This is a genomic window from Micromonospora sp. NPDC049171 (assembly GCF_040648275.1).
In the GTDB taxonomy this organism is placed as follows: domain Bacteria; phylum Actinomycetota; class Actinomycetes; order Mycobacteriales; family Micromonosporaceae; genus Micromonospora.
Genome location: NZ_JBEZDJ010000002.1, coordinates 323,208 through 344,682 on the forward strand (window position 1 = coordinate 323,208; position 21,475 = coordinate 344,682).

Annotated in this window: 23 protein-coding genes; 16 read left to right on the top strand and 7 right to left on the bottom strand. The window is 71.0% G+C overall.

What is annotated here, in order from left to right; all coding sequences use genetic code 11:
• Positions 1–104: 104 nt before the first annotated feature.
• The 6 genes from AB0B14_RS04300 to AB0B14_RS04325 all read left to right on the top strand — a co-directional run bounded on the left by AB0B14_RS04300 (position 105) and on the right by AB0B14_RS04325 (position 4,790).
• Complete coding sequence (locus AB0B14_RS04300) at positions 105–1,226, top strand: hemolysin family protein (protein ID WP_357521202.1); 1,122 nt, start codon at positions 105–107, stop codon at positions 1,224–1,226.
• Between the two features lie 33 nt (positions 1,227–1,259).
• Positions 1,260–2,285, top strand: a complete 1,026-nt coding sequence (trpS, locus tag AB0B14_RS04305) for a tryptophan--tRNA ligase (RefSeq protein ID WP_357521204.1) — start codon at positions 1,260–1,262, stop codon at positions 2,283–2,285.
• Between the two features lie 25 nt (positions 2,286–2,310).
• The gene (locus AB0B14_RS04310) at positions 2,311–2,880 is read left to right on the top strand and encodes a 2'-5' RNA ligase family protein (RefSeq protein ID WP_357075622.1); all 570 of its coding nucleotides are present in this window, start codon (positions 2,311–2,313) and stop codon (positions 2,878–2,880) included.
• A gap of 79 nt (positions 2,881–2,959) precedes the next feature.
• Positions 2,960–3,886, top strand: a complete 927-nt coding sequence (locus AB0B14_RS04315) for a YhjD/YihY/BrkB family envelope integrity protein (protein ID WP_357521206.1) — start codon at positions 2,960–2,962, stop codon at positions 3,884–3,886.
• An 11-nt stretch (positions 3,887–3,897) separates the two neighbouring features.
• Positions 3,898–4,272: a GntR family transcriptional regulator gene (locus tag AB0B14_RS04320; protein WP_357075616.1), complete on the top strand. Its 375-nt coding sequence runs from the start codon at positions 3,898–3,900 to the stop codon at positions 4,270–4,272.
• 80 nt (positions 4,273–4,352) lie between these two features.
• Positions 4,353–4,790, top strand: coding sequence for a hypothetical protein (locus AB0B14_RS04325; RefSeq protein WP_357075613.1), 438 nt, complete (start codon positions 4,353–4,355; stop codon positions 4,788–4,790).
• 12 nt (positions 4,791–4,802) lie between these two features.
• Here the strand turns inward: AB0B14_RS04325 and AB0B14_RS04330 are convergent, their stop codons facing one another.
• Both AB0B14_RS04330 and AB0B14_RS04335 read right to left on the bottom strand, forming a co-directional pair.
• Positions 4,803–5,174 carry a VOC family protein gene (locus AB0B14_RS04330; protein ID WP_357075610.1) on the bottom strand — a complete coding sequence of 124 codons (372 nt, stop codon included), beginning with the start codon at positions 5,172–5,174 and terminating at the stop codon, positions 4,803–4,805.
• Between the two features lie 294 nt (positions 5,175–5,468).
• Positions 5,469–6,515, bottom strand: a complete 1,047-nt coding sequence (locus AB0B14_RS04335) for a LacI family DNA-binding transcriptional regulator (protein ID WP_357075607.1) — start codon at positions 6,513–6,515, stop codon at positions 5,469–5,471.
• Positions 6,516–6,727: 212 nt separating this feature from the next.
• Here AB0B14_RS04335 and AB0B14_RS04340 point away from each other — a divergent pair, with 212 nt between their 5' ends.
• The 5 genes from AB0B14_RS04340 to AB0B14_RS04360 all read left to right on the top strand — a co-directional run bounded on the left by AB0B14_RS04340 (position 6,728) and on the right by AB0B14_RS04360 (position 13,124).
• The gene (locus AB0B14_RS04340) at positions 6,728–7,072 is read left to right on the top strand and encodes a hypothetical protein (RefSeq protein WP_357075604.1); all 345 of its coding nucleotides are present in this window, start codon (positions 6,728–6,730) and stop codon (positions 7,070–7,072) included.
• 276 nt (positions 7,073–7,348) lie between these two features.
• Positions 7,349–8,416, top strand: coding sequence for a BMP family ABC transporter substrate-binding protein (locus tag AB0B14_RS04345; RefSeq protein ID WP_357075960.1), 1,068 nt, complete (start codon positions 7,349–7,351; stop codon positions 8,414–8,416).
• A 32-nt stretch (positions 8,417–8,448) separates the two neighbouring features.
• Positions 8,449–10,212, top strand: coding sequence for an ABC transporter ATP-binding protein (locus AB0B14_RS04350; protein WP_357521208.1), 1,764 nt, complete (start codon positions 8,449–8,451; stop codon positions 10,210–10,212).
• A gap of 254 nt (positions 10,213–10,466) precedes the next feature.
• Complete coding sequence (locus AB0B14_RS04355; protein ID WP_357075598.1) at positions 10,467–11,840, top strand: ABC transporter permease; 1,374 nt, start codon at positions 10,467–10,469, stop codon at positions 11,838–11,840.
• A 3-nt stretch (positions 11,841–11,843) separates the two neighbouring features.
• Positions 11,844–13,124, top strand: a complete 1,281-nt coding sequence (locus tag AB0B14_RS04360; RefSeq protein ID WP_357075595.1) for an ABC transporter permease — start codon at positions 11,844–11,846, stop codon at positions 13,122–13,124.
• A gap of 65 nt (positions 13,125–13,189) precedes the next feature.
• Here AB0B14_RS04360 and gap read toward each other — a convergent pair whose 3' ends face one another.
• On the bottom strand, positions 13,190–14,200 hold the full coding sequence (gene gap / locus AB0B14_RS04365; protein WP_357076304.1) for a type I glyceraldehyde-3-phosphate dehydrogenase: 1,011 nt from the start codon (positions 14,198–14,200) through the stop codon (positions 13,190–13,192).
• A 4-nt stretch (positions 14,201–14,204) separates the two neighbouring features.
• Positions 14,205–14,798, bottom strand: a complete 594-nt coding sequence (locus tag AB0B14_RS04370; RefSeq protein ID WP_357076307.1) for a TetR family transcriptional regulator — start codon at positions 14,796–14,798, stop codon at positions 14,205–14,207.
• Positions 14,799–14,887: 89 nt separating this feature from the next.
• Here AB0B14_RS04370 and AB0B14_RS04375 point away from each other — a divergent pair, with 89 nt between their 5' ends.
• From AB0B14_RS04375 to AB0B14_RS04385, 3 genes are all read left to right on the top strand, one after another.
• Positions 14,888–15,592, top strand: a complete 705-nt coding sequence (locus AB0B14_RS04375; RefSeq protein ID WP_357076310.1) for a cytidine deaminase — start codon at positions 14,888–14,890, stop codon at positions 15,590–15,592.
• 146 nt (positions 15,593–15,738) lie between these two features.
• A complete protein-coding gene (locus AB0B14_RS04380) occupies positions 15,739–17,019 on the top strand; it encodes a thymidine phosphorylase (RefSeq protein WP_357076313.1) in 1,281 nt (426 codons plus the stop codon).
• Positions 17,020–17,131: 112 nt separating this feature from the next.
• Positions 17,132–17,812, top strand: a complete 681-nt coding sequence (locus AB0B14_RS04385) for a DUF4272 domain-containing protein (protein ID WP_357076316.1) — start codon at positions 17,132–17,134, stop codon at positions 17,810–17,812.
• Positions 17,813–17,814: 2 nt separating this feature from the next.
• Here the strand turns inward: AB0B14_RS04385 and AB0B14_RS04390 are convergent, their stop codons facing one another.
• Both AB0B14_RS04390 and AB0B14_RS04395 read right to left on the bottom strand, forming a co-directional pair.
• A complete protein-coding gene (locus tag AB0B14_RS04390; RefSeq protein ID WP_357521210.1) occupies positions 17,815–18,819 on the bottom strand; it encodes a putative RNA methyltransferase in 1,005 nt (334 codons plus the stop codon).
• A 1-nt stretch (position 18,820) separates the two neighbouring features.
• Positions 18,821–19,318 carry a MarR family transcriptional regulator gene (locus tag AB0B14_RS04395; RefSeq protein ID WP_357076322.1) on the bottom strand — a complete coding sequence of 166 codons (498 nt, stop codon included), beginning with the start codon at positions 19,316–19,318 and terminating at the stop codon, positions 18,821–18,823.
• Between the two features lie 57 nt (positions 19,319–19,375).
• Between AB0B14_RS04395 and AB0B14_RS04400 the strand changes: the two genes are divergently transcribed.
• Positions 19,376–19,843, top strand: a complete 468-nt coding sequence (locus AB0B14_RS04400; RefSeq protein ID WP_357076325.1) for a PPOX class F420-dependent oxidoreductase — start codon at positions 19,376–19,378, stop codon at positions 19,841–19,843.
• 52 nt (positions 19,844–19,895) lie between these two features.
• Positions 19,896–20,969, top strand: a complete 1,074-nt coding sequence (locus AB0B14_RS04405) for an adenosine deaminase (RefSeq protein WP_357076328.1) — start codon at positions 19,896–19,898, stop codon at positions 20,967–20,969.
• 5 nt (positions 20,970–20,974) lie between these two features.
• Here AB0B14_RS04405 and AB0B14_RS04410 read toward each other — a convergent pair whose 3' ends face one another.
• Positions 20,975–21,268 carry a hypothetical protein gene (locus AB0B14_RS04410; RefSeq protein WP_357521213.1) on the bottom strand — a complete coding sequence of 98 codons (294 nt, stop codon included), beginning with the start codon at positions 21,266–21,268 and terminating at the stop codon, positions 20,975–20,977.
• Positions 21,269–21,475: the final 207 nt, after the last annotated feature.

Here is a 21,475-nt window from a genome sequence, read left to right on the forward strand (position 1 = left end):
CCTCATTCCATCATAATCCTTCATGATTAAACAGAGCCGAACATGTGCGGCTCCTCCGCGCGATCCGCGGGTGCGGTGAGCCAACGGTGTCTACCATCTCTGTCATGCGGGAAGTGGCCCGTACCGGGCTCCGGCGACGCGTGCGGGTGCGACCCCGTCGCGACCCCGGGCCGCTCGCCCGGGCCGTCGCCCGGGTGCTGGTCCGCACCGCCGACGGTGCCTCCCGACTCGTCACCGACCTGCTCGGGGCCGGGCCGGCGGCCGGCCGGGAGCGGATCACCGAGGCCGAGCTGCGGGACCTGGTCGCCGCGAACACGGTGCTCGACCCGGACGAACGGCGGATCATCGACGAGGTCCTGGTGGCCGGTGCCAGCCTGATCCGCGAGGTGATGATGCCGCGCACCGAGGTCGTCTTCCTCCCGGCGCGGCTCACCATCACCGAGGCTGCCCGGCTGGTGCGCGCCGAAACGCACACCCGCTACCCGGTCACCGACGGCACCCACGACGACGTGGTCGGCTTCGTGCACCTGCGGGACGTGCTGCTGCGTCCGGACGCCGATCCGTGTGTCACAGTCGGCGAGCTGGCCCGGGAGGTGAAGCGCCTGCCCGGGAGCAAACGGGTGCTACCCGCGCTCACCGAGATGCGCCGGGAGGGCCAGCACCTGGCGGTGGTGGTCGACGAGTACGGCGGCACCGCCGGCATCGTCACGCTGGAGGACCTCATCGAGGAGCTGATCGGTGAGATCCGCGACGAGTACGACGCGACTCCGGACCCGGTGCGCGTCGGCCTGCCGGCCGTCGTGGACGGTCGCCTCAACCTCGCCGACTTCGCCGAGCGGACCGGGGTGGCGCTGCCCGCCGGGCCGTACGAGACGGTCGGTGGGTTCGTGATGGCCGCGCTGGGTCGGCTCCCGGTGACCGGCGACGAGGTGCCGGTGCTCGGCGAAGCGGCCGACGGCGTCGGACCGGATCCGGCCGACCCGGCGGACGGCTGGCTGCTGCGGGTCCTCGCCCTGGACGGCCGCCGGGTGGCCCGGCTCGCCGTCTCCGCCGTCCGGGTGCCGGAGCAGCGCCGCGAGCAGCAACACGAGCGGCCCCGCGAGCACCAGGGCGCGTCGGCGCGGCAGCCGGCGGCCGGGCCGACGCGCCGGGTCGGCCCGAGCGCACCACCCGAGGTCAGCACCCCGACGACGGCGGGCCGCAGCCGACCCGCCGGCCCGTCATGACGGACCCGCTTGCTTGCTGACAGAATTATCGCCATGTCCGACGTTCCCGCCCGTCCCCGCGTCTTCTCCGGCATCCAGCCGACGGCCGACTCGTTCCACCTCGGCAACTATCTGGGCGCGGTGCGGCACTGGGTGGCACTACAGGAGACCCACGACGCGTTCTACTGCGTGGTCGACCTGCACGCCATCACCGCGGGGCACGACCCGGCGCTGTTGCGGCAGCGGACGAGGGTAGCCGCCGCACAGCTCTTCGCGGTCGGTCTCGACCCGGAGCGCAGCACCCTGTTCGTGCAGTCGCAGGTGCCCGAGCACCCGCAGCTCGCCTGGGTGCTCGGCTGCATCACCGGCTTCGGCGAGGCCAGCCGGATGACCCAGTTCAAGGACAAGTCGCAGAAGCAGGGCAACGAGCGGGCCAGCGTCGGGCTGTTCACCTACCCGGTCCTGCAGGCCGCCGACATCCTGCTCTACCAGGCCAACGCGGTCCCCGTCGGGGAGGACCAGCGCCAGCACCTGGAGCTCTCCCGGGATCTGGCCCAGCGGTTCAACTCGCTGTTCGGCCCGACGTTCACGGTGCCCGCGCCGCACATCGTCAAAGACACCGCGAAGATCACCGACCTGCAGGACCCGACGGCGAAGATGTCCAAGTCGTCGTCCTCGCCGGCCGGCATCATCGACCTGCTGGAAGATCCGGCCCGATCCGCCAAGAAGATCCGCTCGGCGGTGACGGACACCGGTCGGGAGATCGTCTTCGACGCCGAGACGAAGCCGGGTGTGTCCAACCTGCTGACCATCCACTCGGCGCTCAGCGGTCGCGGCATCGACGAGTTGGTGGCCGCGTTCGCCGGTCGTGGCTACGGCGACCTGAAGAAGGAGTTGGCCGAGGTGGTGGCGGACTTCGTCCGTCCGGTCCAGGAGCGCACCCGCGCGTACCTCGACGACCCGGCGCAGTTGGACAAGCTGCTCGCCTCCGGTGCGGAGAAGGCCCGCGCGGTGGCCGCGGCGACCCTGCGCTCCACGTACGAGCGGGTCGGGTTCTTCCCGCCCGTGCGCGGCGAGTAGCGCCGCGGGACAGGTGGACGGGTCGGTGGCCGGAGGGGCGGCGCGAAGCGTGGATCGCAGTGGCGGGGTGCCGCCGATCGGCGACACCATCCAGATCGGCATCGCGGTGGACATTCCCGAGCCCTGGGGTGCCCAGCTCACCCGCCGGCGGATCGAGGCCGGCGACCCGCTCGCGGTGCCCGCGCACGTGACGCTGCTCGGGCCCACCGAGATCCCGACGGCACATCTGCCCGCCGTCGAGCGGCACCTGGCCGCCGTCGCCGCCGCGCACCTGCCGTTCGCGCTGCACCTGCGGGGCACCGGCACGTTCCGGCCGGTCACCCAGGTGGTGTTCGTCGCGGTGGCCGCCGGCATCAGCGAGTGTGAGTTGCTGGCCGCCGCCATCACCGCGACGCCGGACCTACACCGCAGGGCCCGCTTCCCGTACCATCCGCACGTCACCGTGGCGCAGGACGTGGCTCCGGAGGCCCTGGACAAGGTGTACGAGGACTTGGCCGACTTCTCCGCGATGTTCGAGGTCGACGCGTTCACCCTCTTCTCGCACAGCGGGGAGGCCCGGTGGCAGCCGCGTCGGGATTTCTGCCTCGGCGACTGACCCGTCGGCGACGCGCCGGTAGGTGAGCATCGGGAGCCGGTTGCCACTACGGCGGTGGGAGATCGGCGAGGATGATCGCGTGAACGTGATCGGCGGGATCGAGGCGGCCATCGACCGCTGGGTGAGCGCCGCGCGCCACCGGTCGGGGCTCTTCGATCACGTCTGGCGGGCCGGCGCCCTGTACGGCGAGGTGCTGGCCGGGCGGCTGGCCGCCGCGATCGCCTACTACGGCTTCTTCGCGGTGTTCGCCCTCGCCCTTGTCGCGTTCTCCATCTTCGGTGCGATCCTGGAGGACAACGACGACGTCAGCGCGGCGGCGGCCGGCTTCCTCAAGGAGAACCTGCCCTTCCTGGACGCCGAGCAGATCGCCAACTCCAGCGGCACGGTCGGGGTGGTCGGCCTGGTCATCCTGGTCTTCACCGGGATCGGCTGGGTGGAGGCCATCCGGTCCTCGCAGCGGCTGATGTACGCGCTCAACCAGCAGCCCGGCAACCTGGTGATCCGGCGGCTGGTCGACCTGGGCGTGATGATCGGCATCTTCGTGCTGCTCGGCGTCTCGGTCGCGGCGGTGGACGCGTTGGAGTCGTTGCTGCGTTTCCTGCTGCGCAGCACCGGGTCGGTCGGGCTCACCACGATCAGCGCGGTGCTGAGCGTGGTGGTCAACGCGGTGCTCGCCACCGCGCTACTCCTCGCGGTGCCCCGGCTGCGGATGAGCCGGTCCCGGCTGCGTCCGGTGGTGCTGCTGGTCGCGGTCGGCATCACCCTGTTGAACACGGTGGGGCGCTACTACGTGGTGCGCACCGAGCGCAACCCGGCGTACACGGTGGTGGCCGGCGCCGTCGGGCTGCTGCTCTACCTCTACCTGCTCAACCAACTGGTGCTGTTCGGTGCGGCCCTGCTCGCGACAAGCACCAACGGTCGGGTGGTGGACCTGGCGGAGACCCCCGCCGCACCGAAGGTGGTCGACGAGGACACCGATCCCGGTACGCCGGGCGGTGCGGGCTGAGGACGGAAGGTGTGCAGGTGCTGATCTCGGTCGACCCGGACTCGTCGGTGCCCCCGTACGAGCAGGTTCGTGGGCAACTCGCCGAGCTGATCGGCGACGGTCGGCTGCCGGTGGGCAGCCGACTGCCCACCGTCCGGCAGCTCGCCGCCGACCTGACGTTGGCGGCGAACACGGTGGCCCGGGCGTACCGGGAGTTGGAGGCTGCCGGTCTGCTGGAGACCCGGGGGCGCAACGGCACGTTCGTCGCCCCCGGGCGGGACGACGCCGTCGACCGGCTCCAGCGGGCGGCGGCCGGCTACGCGGCCGAGGCGGCACGGCTCGGCGTACCACCGGCCACCGCCCTCGCCCTGGTCCGCGCCGCCCTGGATGCGGCCCGCCCCGGCTGAGGGTCGTCGATCACCCGCCGGACGGGCGAAAACTGAGCCGAAAGCCGTCGGCGCTCGCGTTCGCGGACCATGATGAGCCGGTGGGCGCACTCATGACACTGGACCTGCCGGCCGACTCGCCGCTCCTCGGTCTGCCGTGGATCATCACCTTCGGTCCGCTCGGCGACCTCGACGAGTGGGAGCCGGTGGTCTGCGGGCCGTACGAGCGGCCACACGCGTTGGCGCTGGCCGAGGCGGTGGTGGCCGAGGAGCAACTGATGGCGGTGGTGGAGCCGTTGCTGCCGGCGTTGTCGGCCGACGAGATCCGCAGTGAGATCGCCGCCGCGCAGGTCGCCGCCGAGGACGAGGCCCGCCAGGTCGAGGGCGCCGACCTGTACGGCGACTTCGAGGACGTGATCGACGAGGAGTTGGACGCCGCCGCCGACGAGGCGGGCCACGCTGCGTCCGCCGAGCCGCCGGACGAGGCCGAGGTACGCGAAGGCTTCACCCGGATCGCGGCGCTGCTCACCGCGAAGTGACCTCGGGGGCCGTCAGCGGGTCGGCGGGCCGTCCAGCACGCAGAACTCGTTGCCCTCCGGGTCGGCGAGCACCGTGAACCGTTCGGTCCCGGTCTGCCCGACGTCGACGTGCCGCGCACCGAGGCCCAGCAGCCGTCGTACCTCGGTCTCGGGGTCCGTGTCCGCGACCAGGTCGAGGTGCAGTCGGTTCTTGCCCCGCTTGGTGGTGCCCGAGCCCTGCAACCAGACGGTGGGGGCGGTGGCCGGCGACTGCCCCGGCGGCCAGAGCTTGGCGCTGCCGTCGTCGCCCCGCTCAACCTCGTAGCCGAGCGCCGCTGACCAGAACGCGACCATCACGTCCAGGTCCTCGACGTCGAGCGTGCACTGCCCGATCCGTACCCCCATCGGGTCACCTCCGTGGCGACGGTGCCCGATGCGGTACCCGCGTCGGTTGCGGGCCACACCACCCGCGTCGCACGGACACCGGCGCCACGCGGAGCGGACTCCGCGCGGCGCCGGTGGCACCTCACCCCCCACCACAAGGGGCCGGTAGCCCAGTCGCCCGCCGGCGCGGGGCACGACGAACGACCAGGTCGAGTAGGTCTTACCCGTTCAGCGCCGTGGTAACCAGACTGTCGGCTTGGGCCGGGGTGGCGGTGCTGATCATCGGAGCAATATGCCGCCCCGGAGTTGCAAGAGTCAAGCAGTTCTTGCGTAAGGCAGCCGTGCGGCACTCGGTACGACAGCGGTCGAGCCGCGTACCACCAGCTCCGGACGGAACAGGTATTCCGAGTGCGGAGCGCCGTACCCGTTGATCTCGTCGACCAGCGCCCGGACGGCGGCCACCGCCATCGCGGCGACCGGCTGCCGCATGGTCGTCAGCGGCGGGTCGGTGAAGGCCATCAGCGGCGAGTCGTCGTAGCCGACCACGGAGACGTCGTCGGGCACCCGGAGGCCGCGCTGGCGGGCCGCCCGGATCGCGCCGAGCGCCATCAGGTCGGAGCCGCAGACCACGCCCGTGACACCCCGGTCGAGCAGGCGGCCGGCCGCCGCCTCACCACCCTCCACACCGAACAGCGACAGCTCGGCCAGCGGGCCGAGGTCGGCCTCCGCGACACCGGCGAGTCGGGTCATCGCGGAGCGCCAGCCGGCCACCTTGCGCCGCACCGGGACGAACCGGTTCGGGCCGGTGACCAGCCCGATCCGTCGGTGCCCGAGCGCGACCAGATGGGCGACGGCCAGCTCGGCTGCCTCCCGGTCGTCGCAGGAGACGAAGGGAGCGCCGATGTCGGGCACGTACCCGTTGACCAGAACGACCGGCAGCGGCCGGGCGAGCAGCGCCCGGTAGCGGTCGTGGTTGGCGGCCGCGTCGGCGTGCCGCCCGGAGACGAAGACGATGCCGGAGACCTGCCGGTCCAGCAACATCTCGGTGTACTCGTCCTCGGTCACGCCACCGGCGGTCTGGGTGCAGAGCACCGGGGTGAACCCGCTCTGCGCCAGGGTCGACTCGATGACCTGGGCGAAGGCGGGGAAGATCGGGTTGTCCAGCTCCGGCACCACCAAGCCGACCAGCCCGGCGCTGCGCTTGCGCAGTCGGGCCGGGCGCTCGTAGCCGAGCACGTCCAGTGCGGTGAGGACAGCCTGCCGGGTCTCCGGGGCCACGCCGGGGCGGTCGTTGAGCACCCGCGACACCGTGGCCTCGCTGACCTCGGCCTGCTGGGCGATGTCGGACAGGCGAGCGCGCATGGCGGCACTTTAGCCCACCGGCAAGTTCTTGCGGAGCGTTCTGCAAGCCGTTCCATCGCCTGCAAAATCTTGCTGACAACCGGCTGCGCCCGACGCTCGGGTGTGCTGGTACCGACCCGGCCCGGGCCCGACGGTCGCTCCGCGCGGCATCGACGCGCCGAGCGGCCCGGCCCCCTACTACAAAGCGTCGTTGATAGGGGAGGATGGGCGGCGTGGAAGCGCTGCGACTCATTCTCCTCTATGTCCATCTGATCGGCTTCGCCCTGCTGCTCGGCGGCTCGATCGCTCAATACGTCAGTGGCCGGCTCCGGATCAACCCGGCCATGCTCTGGGGCTCGGTGATCCAGTTGCTGACCGGGCTGGGCCTCTCCGCCCCGCTGCGCGGCGACGGCGACGAGCCGGCACTCGCCAAACTTGTGACGAAGTTGGTCATCGCGCTGCTGATCTTCGTCATGGTCTTCTTCTCCCGGAAGCGGGACGTGGTAAACCGTGGCCATTTCCTCGCGATAGTCGGTCTGACCCTGGTCAACGCGGCGGTCGCGGTCTTTTGGCGGTAACGTCCGAGGGGGGCAGCCGCCCCCGAAAGCGGACGTTGCGGACGCCGGGACACGCGCCTACCAGCGCCAGGAGTGACCTGCCCCACGCAAGGGTTACACCCGGGTAACAGGCGCTCAACAGTCGTGCACGATTGTCGGCCGGTGGGTGGGCGCGGGCGTACGCTCCCGTCCGTAACGTGGGACAGCCGGCGGCACACCGCAGGTCGGCTGATGGGCTGCCACCGCACTAGGCGCGGTGTGCAATGGGAAGGAGACGTCTTGCGCTCGGTGCGTGGGATGCGGATCGCCTCGATCGTCGCGGTGGGTGGGCTCGCGCTCACCGCCGCCGCTTGTGGCGAGGCCCCCAAGGATGACAACAACGCCGGCAGTGGCGGCAAGAAGTTCAGCGCCTGCATGGTGACCGACGTCGGTGGCATCGACGACAAGTCGTTCAACACCTCGGCCTGGCAGGGTCTGAAGGACGCCAAGGCCGCCAACGACAACATCGACATCAAGTTCGTCGCGTCGAAGGCAGAGGCCGACTACGAGCCGAACCTGACGCAGTACGTCAACCAGAAGTGCGACTTCATCCTGGCGGTCGGTGGCCTGATGGCCAACGCCACCTCGAAGATCGCCAAGGCGAACCCGAACCAGGAGTTCGGCATCGTCGACGCGAACCCGGGTGACGCCAACGTCTACCCGATGCAGTTCGACACCGCCCAGGCCGCGTTCCAGGCCGGCTACCTGGCCGCCGGGATGAGCAAGACCGGCAAGGTGGGCACCTACGGTGGTCTGCCGATTCCGCCGGTCACCATCTTCATGGACGGCTTCGTCGACGGTGTGAAGTACTTCAACACCACGAAGAAGAAGAACGTCCAGGCGCTGGGTTGGAACAAGGAGACCCAGAAGGGTTCCTTCACCAACGACTTCGCCAAGCAGGACGAGGGCAAGAAGGTCTCCGACGCGCTGGTCGCCCAGGGTGCGGACATCATCATGCCGGTCGCCGGCGGTTCCGGCCTCGGCACCACCGCCGCGGCCAAGGCCTCGGGCGGCAAGTACAGCACCATCTGGGTGGACGTCGACGGCTGCCAGAGCACCCCGGACTGCTCGGCGATCATCACCACGGTCGTCAAGAACATCCCGGAAGCCGTCAAGGAGGCCGTGGTCAAGGCCGCCGGCGGCGACAAGCTGCCGGCCAACCCGGGCTTCGTCGGCACCCTGGCCAACACCGGTGTCTCGATCGCCCCGTACCACGACTTCGACAGCAAGGTTCCGGCCGAGCTGAAGGCCGAGGTCGACAAGATCAAGGCGGACATCGCCGCCGGCACCATCACCGTCACCTCGAAGGCCCAGCCGACCAAGTGACGTCCGGCCAGCCCCTCCGGTGAGATCATCGGGTGGGTCGGCGGGGACAGCTACGACCGATCGGCCGCTTCGGCCTCGCGGGTGACCGTGGGGTCGGAGCGGCCGATCGCGCACCACGTCGGCCGGGCCGGTCCGGTCGGGTCGACGGCAGCTACGCTGCACCATCGCTCGCACTCCAGGAGGTTGCGCTGAGACTCGAACTGCGCGGCATCACCAAGCGGTTCGGTGATCTGGTCGCCAACGACCACATCGACCTGACGGTGGAGCCTGGAGAGATTCACGCCCTGCTCGGCGAGAACGGCGCGGGCAAGTCGACACTGATGAACGTGCTCTACGGGCTCTACCAGCCCGACGAGGGCGAGATCCTGGTCGACGGCAAGCCGCTGAAGCTGAGGGGCCCGTCCGACGCGATCGGCGCCGGGATCGGCATGGTGCACCAGCACTTCATGCTGGTGCCGGTGTTCACCGTCGCCGAAAACATCATGCTCGGCGCCGAGCAGACCCGGGGCGGCATCGCCGGCTTCCTGGACCGGCGTCGCGCCCGGCGCGAGGTCACCGAGGTGTCCGAGCGCTACAACCTGCGGGTCGACCCGGACGCGGTGATCGAGGACCTGCCGGTCGGCATCCAACAGCGCGTCGAGATCGTCAAGGCGCTCACCCGCGACGTCGACCTGCTCATCCTGGACGAGCCGACGGCCGTGCTCACCCCGCAGGAGACCGAGGAACTGCTGACGGTCATGCGGTCGCTCAAGGCCGCCGGCAAGTCGATCGTCTTCATCACCCACAAACTCGGCGAGGTCAAGGCCATCGCCGACCGGATCACCGTGATCCGACGCGGCAAGACCGTCGGCACCGCCTCACCCGAGGCCAGCCGGGACGAGCTGGCCGCCCTGATGGTCGGGCGTAACGTCCGGCTGACCGTGGACAAGTCCCCGGCCACGCCGGGCGACCCGGTGCTGGAGGTGGCCGGGCTCGTCGTCGACGACGACCGGCAGGTCCGCGCGGTCGACGGGGTGGACCTCACCGTTCGCGCCGGCGAGGTGCTCGGCGTGGCGGGCGTACAGGGCAACGGTCAGACCGAGCTGATCGAGGCGATCATGGGCCTGCGCCCGGTGCTCGCCGGCACGGTCAGCCTGGTCGGTGACCGGATCGACGGCTGGACGCCGAAGAAGGTGCTCCGCGCGGGCGTCGGCTACGTGCCCGAGGACCGCAGCGTGGACGGCCTGGTCAAGGAGTTCAGCGTCGCGGAGAACCTGGTGCTGGACATCTACGACCGTCCGCCGTTCGGTGCGGGGCTCGCGCTCAGGCCCGATGCCATCGCGGCCTCGGCGAAGGAACGGATCGAACAGTTCGACGTCCGCACCTCGTCCGCGGAAGCGGCGGTGGGCACCCTCTCCGGTGGTAACCAGCAGAAGGTGATCGTGGCCCGGGAGCTGTCCCGGCCGCTGAAGCTCCTCATCGCCGCCCAGCCGACCCGTGGCGTCGACGTCGGGTCGATCGAGTTCATCCACAGCCAGATCATCCGCGAGCGGGACGTCGGCACCGCCGTCATGGTGGTCTCCAGCGAGCTCGACGAGGTGATCGGGCTGGCCGACCGGATCGCGGTGATGTACCGCGGTCGGATCATCGGCGTCGTCGGCCCGGACACTCCGCGTGAGGAGATCGGCCTGCTGATGGCCGGCATCAGCCCGGACGAGGCCCACGAAGCCGTCGCGACACCCGCCGCCGACGAGCCCGGTGTGGCCGACGGGGGCCCGGCGAGCGACGCGGGCCCCGCGAACGAGGACGAGTCATGAGCGAGAGTGACGGCATGAGCGAGCGTCAGCGAGCGAATCATCGTTTCAGGGCGTTGGTGTCTCATGGCGTTACGCAGCGAAGCGGAGTGACGGCATGAGCGAGCGTCAGCGAGCGAATCATCGTTTCAGGGCGTTGGTGTCTCATGGCGTCGCGCAGCGAAGCGGAGTGACGGCATGAGCGAGCGTCAGCGAGCGAATCATCGTTTCAGGGCGTTGGTGTCTCATGGCGTCGCGCAGCGAAGCGGAGTGACGGCATGAGCGACCCCACGTCGCAGTCGGGTTCCCCGGACAAGGGGCCGGCGAGCGAGGCGCAGGCCGCGCAGAACGCGCTCGGTAACACCGAACGGGCCGAGTCGGCGACCGAACCGGACCGTTCGGCGGCGACGTCGGCGCCGGACCAGCGTCCCGAGCCCAGCCTGGGCCGGTTGTTCGTGGACAACCTCTGGGCGGCCAACACCTTCACGGTGACGCTGCTGTCGTTGGTGCTGGCGATCGTGGTCGGCGCGGTGCTGATGATCATTTCTGATCCGACGGTGCTGTCCACCTACTCGTACATCACCTCGCGGCCGTCCGACGCGATCAACTCCAGTTGGACGCTTGTCAGCGAGGCGTACGCGAACCTGTTCAAGGGTTCGGTCTTCGACCCCGAGGCGTTCTCCGGCTGGTTGAACGGCAGTAACGGGTGGGAGGCCGTGCTCGCGCCCATCTCCGAGACGCTCACCTACACGGCGCCGCTGGTCTTCACGGGCCTGTCGGTGGCGTTGGCCTTCCGGGGCGGCCTGTTCAACATCGGCGCCCAGGGTCAGGCCACCGTCGGCGTGATCCTGGCGGCGCTGGCCGGTTTCCTGCTGCCCCTGCCACCCGGCCTGCACCTGCTGGTGGCGGTGCTGGCCGGCGCCCTGGGCGGGGCGATCTGGGGATTCATCCCCGGCATCCTCAAGGCCCGCGCCGGCGCGCACGAGGTGATCACCACGATCATGCTCAACTACGTCGCCACGTACCTGCTCACCTGGTTGATCGTGCAGGACGGGGTGCAGGACCCGAACCGTACCGACGCGATCAGCAAGGCGGTGGACACCTCCGCCCAGCTGCCCCGACTGTTCGGTGACAACCTGCGGGTGCACGCCGGCATCCTGCTCGCCGTGCTGGCGACCTGGGCGGTCGCCTGGCTGCTGAACCGCTCGACGCTCGGCTTCGAGCTGCGCGCGGTCGGCGCCAACCCGGACGCCGCCCGCACCGCCGGCATCAGCGTCACGCGGACGTACATCCTGATCATGGTCTTCGCCGGCATCCTGGCGGGCCTCGGCGGCTCGAACATGGTCCTCGGCTCCACCGCCAGCGCGCTGACCCCGTTGGTGGTCGCGCAGATCGGCTTCGACGGCATCCTGGTGGCGCTGCTGGGGCGGGTGAAGCCCTGGGGGGTGCTGCTTGCCGCGTTGCTGTTCGGGGCGTTGCAGGCCGGTGGCAACCGGATGCAGTCGTACTCCGGGATCTCGCTGGAGCTGGTGACAGTGCTCCAGGCGTTGATCGTCATCTTCATCGCCGCGCCGGCCCTGGTGAAGGCGATCTTCCAGCTTCGGGCCGCGCGCGCCGCCCGGTTGCAGACGAGCCTGGCGAAGGGCTGGTAGCTCATGTCCACCATGGCTGTCCCCGACATCGCGGTCGCCCCGGTCCACCAGGGTTTCTGGACCCGGAGCCGCAAGGTCGGCCTCACCCTGCTGGCGCTCGGCCTGCTGGCCGCGGTGCTCTTCGGCGCGCTCGCCACCGACCAGCAGGCCCGGTTCACGCTCAGCGACGACGCGGCCGGTGCCGCGTTGGAGATCAACGGCACGATCGGGGCGATCCTGTTCGGGATCATCGCGATCGCCGCCGGCGCGGCGCTGCTCGCCGGGGTGCCGAAGCGGTGGTTCCTCCCCGTGCTCGGCGTCGGGCTCGCCGGCTTCGTGCTCTCGTTCCTCTGCTGGCAGGTCTCCGCCGCGCCGGCCGGGCAGAACTTCATGCCGCTTGTCAACATCATCCGGGGCACGTTCATCCTGGCCCTGCCGCTGATCTTCGGCGCGCTCGCCGGGGTCCTCTGCGAACGGTCCGGCGTGGTCAACGTGGCCATCGAGGGCCAGTTGCTGATGGGCGCGTTCAGCGGCGCGTTGTTCGGCAGCATCTCCGGCAGCGTCTGGGTGGGTCTGGTCGCCGCCGCCATCGGCGGTGCGTTCATCTCGCTGCTGCTCGCCGTCTTCGCCATCCGCTACCTGGTCGACCAGGTCGTCATGGGCATCGTGCTGAACCTGCTCGCGGTCGGCGTCACCGGCTTCCTCTACGAGCGCCTGATGCAGACCGACGCGGCGAAATACAACAGCGCGCCACGCTTCAGCAACTGGGAGATCCCACTGCTGAAGGACATCCCGGTGCTCGGGCCGGCGTTGTTCCGCGGCAACATCTTCCTCTACCTCGGGCTGCTGTTGGTGCTGGTGATCCACATCGGGTTGTTCCGCACCCGGTGGGGTCTGCGCACCCGCTCGGTCGGCGAGCACCCGATCGCCGCCGACACGCTCGGCGTCAAGGTGCTGCGGGTTCGCTACCGCAACGTGCTGCTGGCCGGGGTGGTCGCCGGCATCGGTGGCGCGTCCTACACGCTGGCGCTCTACTCGTTCACCAAGAACATGATCGGCGGCAAGGGCTTCATCGCGCTGGCCGCGCTGATCTTCGGCCGCTGGAACCCGACCGGCGCGTTGCTCGCCGCGCTCTTCTTCGGCTTCGCCGACCAGCTCGCCACCTACCTGGGCGCGATCAGCAGCTCGATCCCCAGCCAGTTCCTGGCCATGCTGCCCTACCTGGCGACCATCCTCGCGGTCGCCGGCCTGGTCGGCCGGGTTAGGGCGCCGGCCGCCGACGGCAAGCCGTACATCAAGGGCTGACGCCCACAGGCGTGCCCGGCGGGACGTCCCGCCGGGCACGATGACAGCGTCCGCCCACTACGACGTCAGGCGGCGGCGGTCGCCGCGATCCGCTCGGAGAACTCCACGAGGCGGTTGGAGAAGCCCCACTCGTTGTCGTACCAGCCGAACACCTTGACCTGGTTGCCGACGGCCTCGGTCAGCGGCGCGTCGAAGACCGCCGAGTAGGGGTTGCCGACGATGTCCGCCGAGACCAGCGGCGCCTCGGAGTACTGCAGGTAGCGCCGCAGCCCCGGGGAGGCGGCGGCCTCACGGAACGCCGCGTTGACGTCCTCGACGTCGGCGCGCTGGCGGAGGACCACGGTGAGGTCGGTGATCGAGCCCGTCGCGACGGGTACGCGCAGTGCGGCGCCGGTGAGACGCCCGTCGAGCTCCGGGATGACCTTGCCGATCGCCTTCGCCGCGCCCGACGACGTCGGGATGGTCGAGACGGCCGCCGCGCGGGCACGGCGCAGGTCGGAGTGTGGCGCGTCGTGGAGCCGCTGGTCGCCCGTGTAGGCGTGGATCGTCGTCATCAGTCCCGACTCGATGCCGAACGAGTCGTTGAGCACCTTCGCCAGCGGCGCCAGCGAGTTCGTGGTGCAGGAGCCGTTGGAGAAGACGTCGTGGCTGTCCGGGTCGAGGCTGTCGTCGTTCACGCCGAGGACGAACGTGGGGACGTCCCCCTTGGCCGGCGCCGAGATGATGACCTTCCTCGCGCCGCCCTTGAGGTGGGCTGCCGCCGCGCCGCCGTCGGTGAAGTGACCGGTGGACTCGATCACGACGTCGGCGCCGACGTCGCCCCAGGGGATGGTGGCCGGGTCGGACTGCGCGAAGACCCTCATGCGCGTGCCCTGGACGGCGATCGCGTCGCCGTCGTAGGCGACGCCGTCCAGGTGGCCGGAGACCGAGTCCCACTCGAGCAGGGTGGCCAGCGTGCGGGCATCGGTGAGGTCGTTCACCGCGACCACCTCGACGTCGGCGTTGTTGGCCAGGGCCGCGCGCAGGTAGGTGCGCCCGATCCGTCCGAACCCGTTGATGCCGATGCGTACCGTCATGGCTTCAGTTCCTCCTGTTGTTCTCGTGGGCGGGCCCGGCTGGTGCCGCCGCCCGGAGCAGGGCGAGAGCACCGGCGCGGGCATCGTCGAACGGGCCCGGGTCCTGCTGGGCGATGGCGAGCACATAGCCGCCCTGTAGGACGGCCATCAGGGTGTTGGCGAGTTGCTCGGGGTCGAGGTCGTCCCGCAGTTCGCCCGCGGCGACGGCCTCGCGCAGCACCGTGACCCAGCGGACGCGGACCTCAGCGAACGCGCGCGCCACCGGGGCGAGCAGCACCGGGTCCTCGCGGACCTGCGGGTCCTGGGTCATCCGGCCGACCTTGCAGCCCTTGAGGGCGTCGCGGGGTCGCATCAGGTATGCCTCGATCCGAGCCATCGGGTCGCCCGGACCGTCGAGTTCGGACCGGGCCGGCAGCAGATCGGCGACGTTGCGCTCAAGGGCGGCGAGCGCGAGATCCCGCTTGGTCGGGAAGTGGTGGTACATGCTGCCCTGACCCACGCCGGACCGCTCGCGAACGTCACGCGGGCTGGTGTCGGCGTAGCCGCGCTCCCACATGAGCTGCCTCATCGTGTCGACGAGTAGTTGTCGCGAGTCCATGGCGTCACTGTACATACCAGTAGGTACAGCCCGCCCGTGGACCCCGCCCTGCCCGCTCCTGACCTGGGCCGCCTGGGCAGAATGGTGGCATGACCGACATTGACTGGGCGCGACTGCGCGCCGCCGCCACCGACGCGATGCGGCACGCGTACGCGCCGTACTCGACGTTTCCGGTCGGCGCGGCCGCGCTCGTCGACGACGGCCGCGTGGTGGTCGGCTGCAACGTGGAGAACGCCGCGTACGGGGTGACGCTGTGCGCCGAGTGCGGCGTCATCTCCAGCCTGCACGCCACCGGTGGCGGTCGACTCGTCGCGCTGTCCTGCGTCGACGCGACAGGTGAACCGCTGATGCCGTGTGGTCGCTGTCGGCAGCTGCTCTGGGAACACGGCGGGCCGGAGTGCCTGATCGAGAGCAAGACCCGCCCGCTGCGGATGGCCGAGCTGCTGCCGCACGCCTTCGGCGTGGAGGACCTGGAGGCCGTCACCGGGGAGACGCCGGTGCCGGTGGTCCCGGAGCGGCTGGCCGCCTGGCGTGGGCGTGGCACCGTCTTCGTGCACCCGGACATGTCCGCCGGGCAGCAGGTCTGGACGGCGTACTGGGAGCGGTCGGCCGGAGACGACGTCGGTGCCGAGACCGGTGTGCTGGAGGAGGCCCCGAGCTGGGACGACCCGGCCGAGGCGATCACCTGGGGCCTGGCCCGGACACCGCGTGTGGTGGTGGTCGACGCCACCGGCACGATCTTCTGGGCTGGGGAGGGTGAGCCGCCTTTGGAGATCCCGGTGCGCTGGTCTTGATTGTGGTTGCGGTTGGGGGCGGGGGCCGACCGTGCCCGGCTCCGGGCGGTCAGGCTTGATCCCTCCGCCGGGCACGGTCGGCCCCCGCCCCGACCTGGGCGCGGGCCGCCGGTCGGTTCCTCCAAACGACTAGGGAAGATCTTTTGATGAGTGGTTTTGCTGCTGTTGACGTTATTCGGGTCAAGCGGGATGGCGGGGTGCTGTCGGACGCACAGATCGACTGGGTGGTCGACGCGTACACCCGGGGGGTTGTCGCCGACGAGCAGATGTCGGCGCTGGCGATGGCGATCCTGCTCAACGGCATGACCGGGCCGGAGATCGCCAGGTGGACCGCCGCGATGATCGCCAGCGGCGAGCGGCTGGACCTCTCGGCGGTACGCCGGCCGACAGTCGACAAGCACTCCACCGGCGGCGTCGGCGACAAGATCACTCTGCCGCTCACCCCGCTGGTGGCGGCGTGTGGCGCGGCCGTGCCGCAGTTGAGCGGCCGCGGGCTCGGGCACACCGGCGGCACGCTCGACAAGTTGGAGTCCATCCCGGGCTGGCGGGCCACGGTGAGCAACGACGAGTTCATCGCCCAGCTCGACGAGGTCGGCGCGGTGATCTGCGCGGCCGGTGCCGGGCTCGCCCCGGCCGACCGCAAGCTGTACGCGCTGCGCGACGTCACCGGCACGGTGGAGGCGATCCCGCTGATCGCCAGCTCGATCATGAGCAAGAAGATCGCCGAGGGCACCGGCGCGTTGGTCCTCGACGTGAAGGTCGGCTCGGGTGCCTTCATGAAGTCCGTCGACCAGGCCCGCGAGCTGGCGCGCACGATGGTCGAGTTGGGTGGTGCGCACGGCGTTCGGACGGTCGCCCTGCTCACCGACATGTCCACCCCGCTCGGCCTGGCGATCGGCAACGCGGTGGAGGTGACCGAGTCGGTCGAGGTGCTGGCCGGAGGTGGACCTGCCGACGTGGTGGAACTGACCCTCGCGCTGGCCCGGGAGATGCTCGACGCGGCCGGCCTGCCGGACGCCGACCCGGCGGCGGCACTGCGCGACGGCCGGGCGATGGACTCCTGGCGGGCGATGATCCGGGCGCAGGGTGGCGACCCGGACGCGCCGATGCGGACCGCGAACGAGGTCGAGGTGGTCCGCGCCGAGCGGGACGGGCACGTCGCGGCCGTCGACGCGTACGCCATGGGGGTTGCGGCGTGGCGGCTCGGCGCGGGTCGGGCCCGCAAGGAGGACCCGGTCAGCGTGCCGGCCGGGGTGGTGTTGCACCGGCGGCCGGGTGACCCGGTCCGGGCTGGTGACCCCCTCTATGAGCTGCGTGCCGAGGACGCGACGCGGATTCCGGCGGCGTTGGCCGAGGCCGCCGACGCGGTGCGGATCGCGCCGACCGCCCCGGCGGCGACGCCACTGGTCATCGAACGCATCGGCTGAGGCGAAACAGGGGTCGGGGTGGCGTGGTGCCGGTCACCTTGGAGCGCTATTGTCGCAGGCCAAGGGGGGACAACCGGCGTTGAGCCGGCGCGAGCAGACAGGAAGACCCGCCGTGACCGTTGCTGCTCCCAACCCACGTGAGGTGCGCGAAGCGAGCCTGGACGAGCTGTCCCGGCTCGGCCTGCCGCTGCCGCCGGCCCAGTTCCCGCTGGTCTGGGAGCCGGGCGACGAGATCGACCTGCGCCCCACTGCGGAGATCGAGGCGCGGATCGCCGTGCTGCACCTGATCCTGGCCCGCTGCTTCGGGATGCCCCCGGAGGCGGCGATGAGCTGGCTGCTCGGCTCGCACCTGGTCGAGATGGTCACGCCGCCGGAGTGGCAGTTCGTGATGGGCGGCAAGGGCGACCACCGCTCGTTCGTGCTGCACCACGACGCGCTCTTCGCGCTGGCCTGGGTGCTCGGGTTGAGCAAGCAACTCGACCCGACCCTGGCCGTCGACGAACGGCTGGTCGAGCGGCTGCCGCACATCGCCGAGGGGGAGACGTTCCCGCGCTGGCGTTCCCGCATCCTCACCGCGCCGCAGCACCCCGCCGACGCGGCCGCCCTGCTCGACCTGCACTACTGCCTGGACTGGGCGTACCTGGAGACCGAGCGCGACGGTCGACGGGCGCCGGGCCTGGTCGACGCGAACGCGATCGGGCAGCGCCGCTGGGCGCTGGAGTGGGCGGTGATCCTGCGCGGGCCGTACCACGACGAGCCGCCGGGTTGGGAAGAGGTCGACCTCTCCACCTGAGCTCAGCGCGGTCGGTACGCGTCGACCCGCACCGCCACGGTCACCCGGACCGGTTCGGGCAGCGCCGCCAGCCGGGCGCGCAGTGCCTCCGGGTCGGTGTGCCACGCGTTCGGGCCCATGCCCACCAGGGTGGCGACCTCCGGCCGGGCCAGGGCCAGCTCCGCCCGGTGCGCCGACGAGCTGACCAGGGTGAAGTGCCCGCCCAGGCTGCCGGTCACCCGGTCGGCCTTGTCCGGGTCCACCCGCAGCAGGTCCAACGCACCCACCAACTCGGTGAGATGGTCGGTGTCGGGTGTGACCACCAGCAGGGTGCCCGCCGGGTCGAGCACCCGGTGGAACTCCGGGCCGTTGCGCGGGGCGAAGACGTTGAGCAGCACGGCGGTCGAGGCGTCCGCGAGCGGCAGCCGCTGCCAGGTGTCGGCGAGCGCCGCGGCGGCCCGGGGGTGCGCGCGGGCCGCGCGCCGCAGCGCCGGCTTGGACACGTCCAGGGCCAGACCCACGGCGTCCGGCAGCGCCGCCAGCACCGCGCCGAGATACCGGCCCGTGCCGGCGCCGGCATCCACCACCAGGGGGTACGCCCCGACGTCCGTCGCCGCCGGTTCGACACGTACCCCTGCCGTGGTGTCCTTTGCTCTGTTTATCTCCGCGCGCCGGTCCTGCTCGGACATCGTCGCGTCGGTTGCCGCGGAGCGGGAGTCGGACGGGGTGGCTCCCGGTGGCGTGGCGGCCGCCGTGCGCAGCCGGGCCGTGGCCTGCGTCGCGGCAGCGGCGAGGGCGGCCGAGATGACGTCGTAGTGCCCGGCGGCCTGGAAGTCCGCGCGCGCGGCGACCATCTCGGCGGTGTCGCCCACGTGCGGGGCCCGGCCGGTGAGCAGGTTGACGTAGCCCTGGCGGGCGATGTCGAAGCTGTGCCGCCGTGGGCAGCGCAGGGCCCTCGTGTCGGTGGCCAGCCCCAGCGGTTCGGCGCAGACCGGGCAGCGCAGTCGGTCGAGGATGTGGGGGTCCACCTCAGGCCTCCGCGGCGGGCCGCGGCCGGGTGGCCCGAGGGGCCGGGTCGGCGAGGTTGTCGACCACCCGGTGGGTGAGCGCGCCGAGGGCGTCGACCTCCGCGGGGGTGAGCAGGTCGATCAGGTGCCGGCGGACGGCGGCCACGTGACCGGGTGCGGCGGACTCGATGGCCTGCCGGCCCGCCGGTGTGAGCACGACGACCGAGCCGCGGGCGTCGTCGGCGCACTCCTCGCGGGTCACCAGGCCACGCTGTTGCATTCGGCTCAGGTGGTGGGAGAGCCGGCTACGTGACCACAGCATCCGGTCTGCCAGCTCGCTGAGGCGCAGGCGCCCCTGGGGTGTCTCGGAGAGGTCGGACAGCACGTCGTAGTCCGGCTCGGAGAGGCCGGCGTCCTGGGTCAGGTCCCGGGCCAGCTCCAGGTCGAGCAGTCGACGCATCCGGCGGTAGCCGCGCCAGGCGCGGTCCTCCCGCTCGTCCAGCCACCGGGGTGCGTCCATCCGGCGAGTCTAACGCTTTCGTTGACATGTCATCAATCTGCCTCTAGCTTCGATGACATGTCAACCAATTCTCTCCAGGACGACCCGACCAGCCGTCCCGCTCGGGCCGACGTGGACGACCGGCTGTGGGAGCTGTTCGGTCAGCGGGGGCGCGGGGTGCTGGTCACCCTTCGCCGGGACGGGCGGCCCCAGCTGTCCAACCTCGACTACCTGGCCGAGCCGGGGTTGATCCGCTGCTCCACCACCGCGGGCAGGGCGAAGGTGCGCAACCTGCGCCGCGATCCCCGGGCCAGCTTCCACGTGACCACGCCGGACGGCGGCGCGTACGCGGTCGCCGAGGGGACCGTGACGCTCACCGAGCCGGCCGCGGCCAGCACCGACGAGACGGTCGACGAGTTGGTCGAGGTCTACCGCCGGATTCGCGGCGACCACCCGGACTGGGCGGACTACCGCGCCGCCATGGTCGCCGACGGGCGGCTTGTGATCCGCCTCGACGTGCACCGGGTGTACGGGTGGCGGCCATGACGCCCGGCCGGTCCCGTACCGGTCCGCCCAGGCCGCTGGCTAGGGTCTGAGCATGGTCGCAACTATCCGGTACGAGGACATTGTCAAGGCTCCGAAGGCGCTGCTGCACGACCACCTCGACGGCGGGCTGCGGCCGGCGACGATCGTCGACCTGGCCGCGGAGGTGGGCCACGAGTTGCCCACCACCGACCCCGAGGCGCTCGGACGCTGGTTCGTGGAAGCGGCCAACTCCGGCTCCCTGGAGCGTTACCTCGAGACGTTCGCGCACACCGTGGCCGTCATGCAGACCCCGCCCGCGCTGCGTCGGGTGGCCCGCGAGTGCGCACTGGACCTGGCCGCCGACGGGGTGGTCTACGCCGAGGTGCGCTTCGCCCCGGAGCAGCACCTGGAACAGGACCTGAGCCTGGACGAGGTCGTCGAGGCGGTGCTGGCCGGGTTCGCCGAGGGCACCGCCCAGGCCGTCGAGGCGGGCCTGACCATCCGGGTGGGCACCCTGCTCACCGCGATGCGTCACGCCGCCCGCTCGCAGGAGATCGCGGAACTGGCCGTGCGGCACCGGGACGCCGGGGTGGTCGGCTTCGACATCGCCGGCGCCGAGGCGGGCTTCCCACCCACCCGGCACCTGGACGCCTTCGAATACCTGCAGCGGGAGAACTTCCACTTCACCATCCACGCCGGTGAGGCGTTCGGTCTGCCGTCGATCTGGCAGGCGATCCAGTGGTGCGGGGCGGACCGGCTCGGTCACGGGGTGCGGATCGTCGACGACATCGCCCCCGACGGCGCGCTCGGCCGGCTGGCCGCGTACGTGCGGGACAAGCGGATCCCGCTGGAGTTGTGCCCCTCGTCGAACGTGCAGACCGGCGCGGTGGCCTCGATCGCCGAGCACCCGATCGGCCTCCTGCGGGACCTGCGGTTCCGGGCCACCGTCAACACCGACAACCGGCTGATGAGCGGCACCTCGATGTCGCGGGAGATGTCGCTGCTGGTGGAGAACTTCGGCTACGGCTGGAAGGAGATGCAGTGGTTCACCATCAACGCGATGAAGAGCGCCTTCATCCCCTTCGACGAACGGCTGCGGATCATCGACGAGGTGATCAAGCCGGCGTACGCCGACCTGCTGGCCTGATCGGCTCAGGCGTGCGGGTGGCCGGCGAGCAGGCCGGCCACCCGATGCAGCACCTCCCGGGCGCGGGCCGCCTCCGCGCCCAACCCGGTCTGCCGACGCAGCACCGCCGGCTCGGCCCGCAACAGTGCCACGCCCCGGCTGACCAGCACCCGGGGTGCCTTGCGCTGCTCGGACAGGTCGCGGGCCAGCCGGCGCAGGAAGGTCGCACCACGCGGCCGGCGCAGCGCGTACGCCCCGGCCAGCAGTCCGCGGCGACGGCACTCCGCGACGATCTCGGCGGCGAAAATCCCTTCAGCCACGAAAAGTGGCGATCCGGCGAGATCAAATGACCGGGTGGCCACCCGTCGATCTGCGCCGATCGCATAAACCGGCACATCGGCTCGGCCCTCACGAGCGAGCTGGGCAATGATTTCCACCGCACTCGGCGCGTCCCAGGACTCTGGTGATTCCCAATCCACCTGGTCGTTTCGTCGCGGCAACGTAGGGTCATCGCCGTCTTTGTAGAA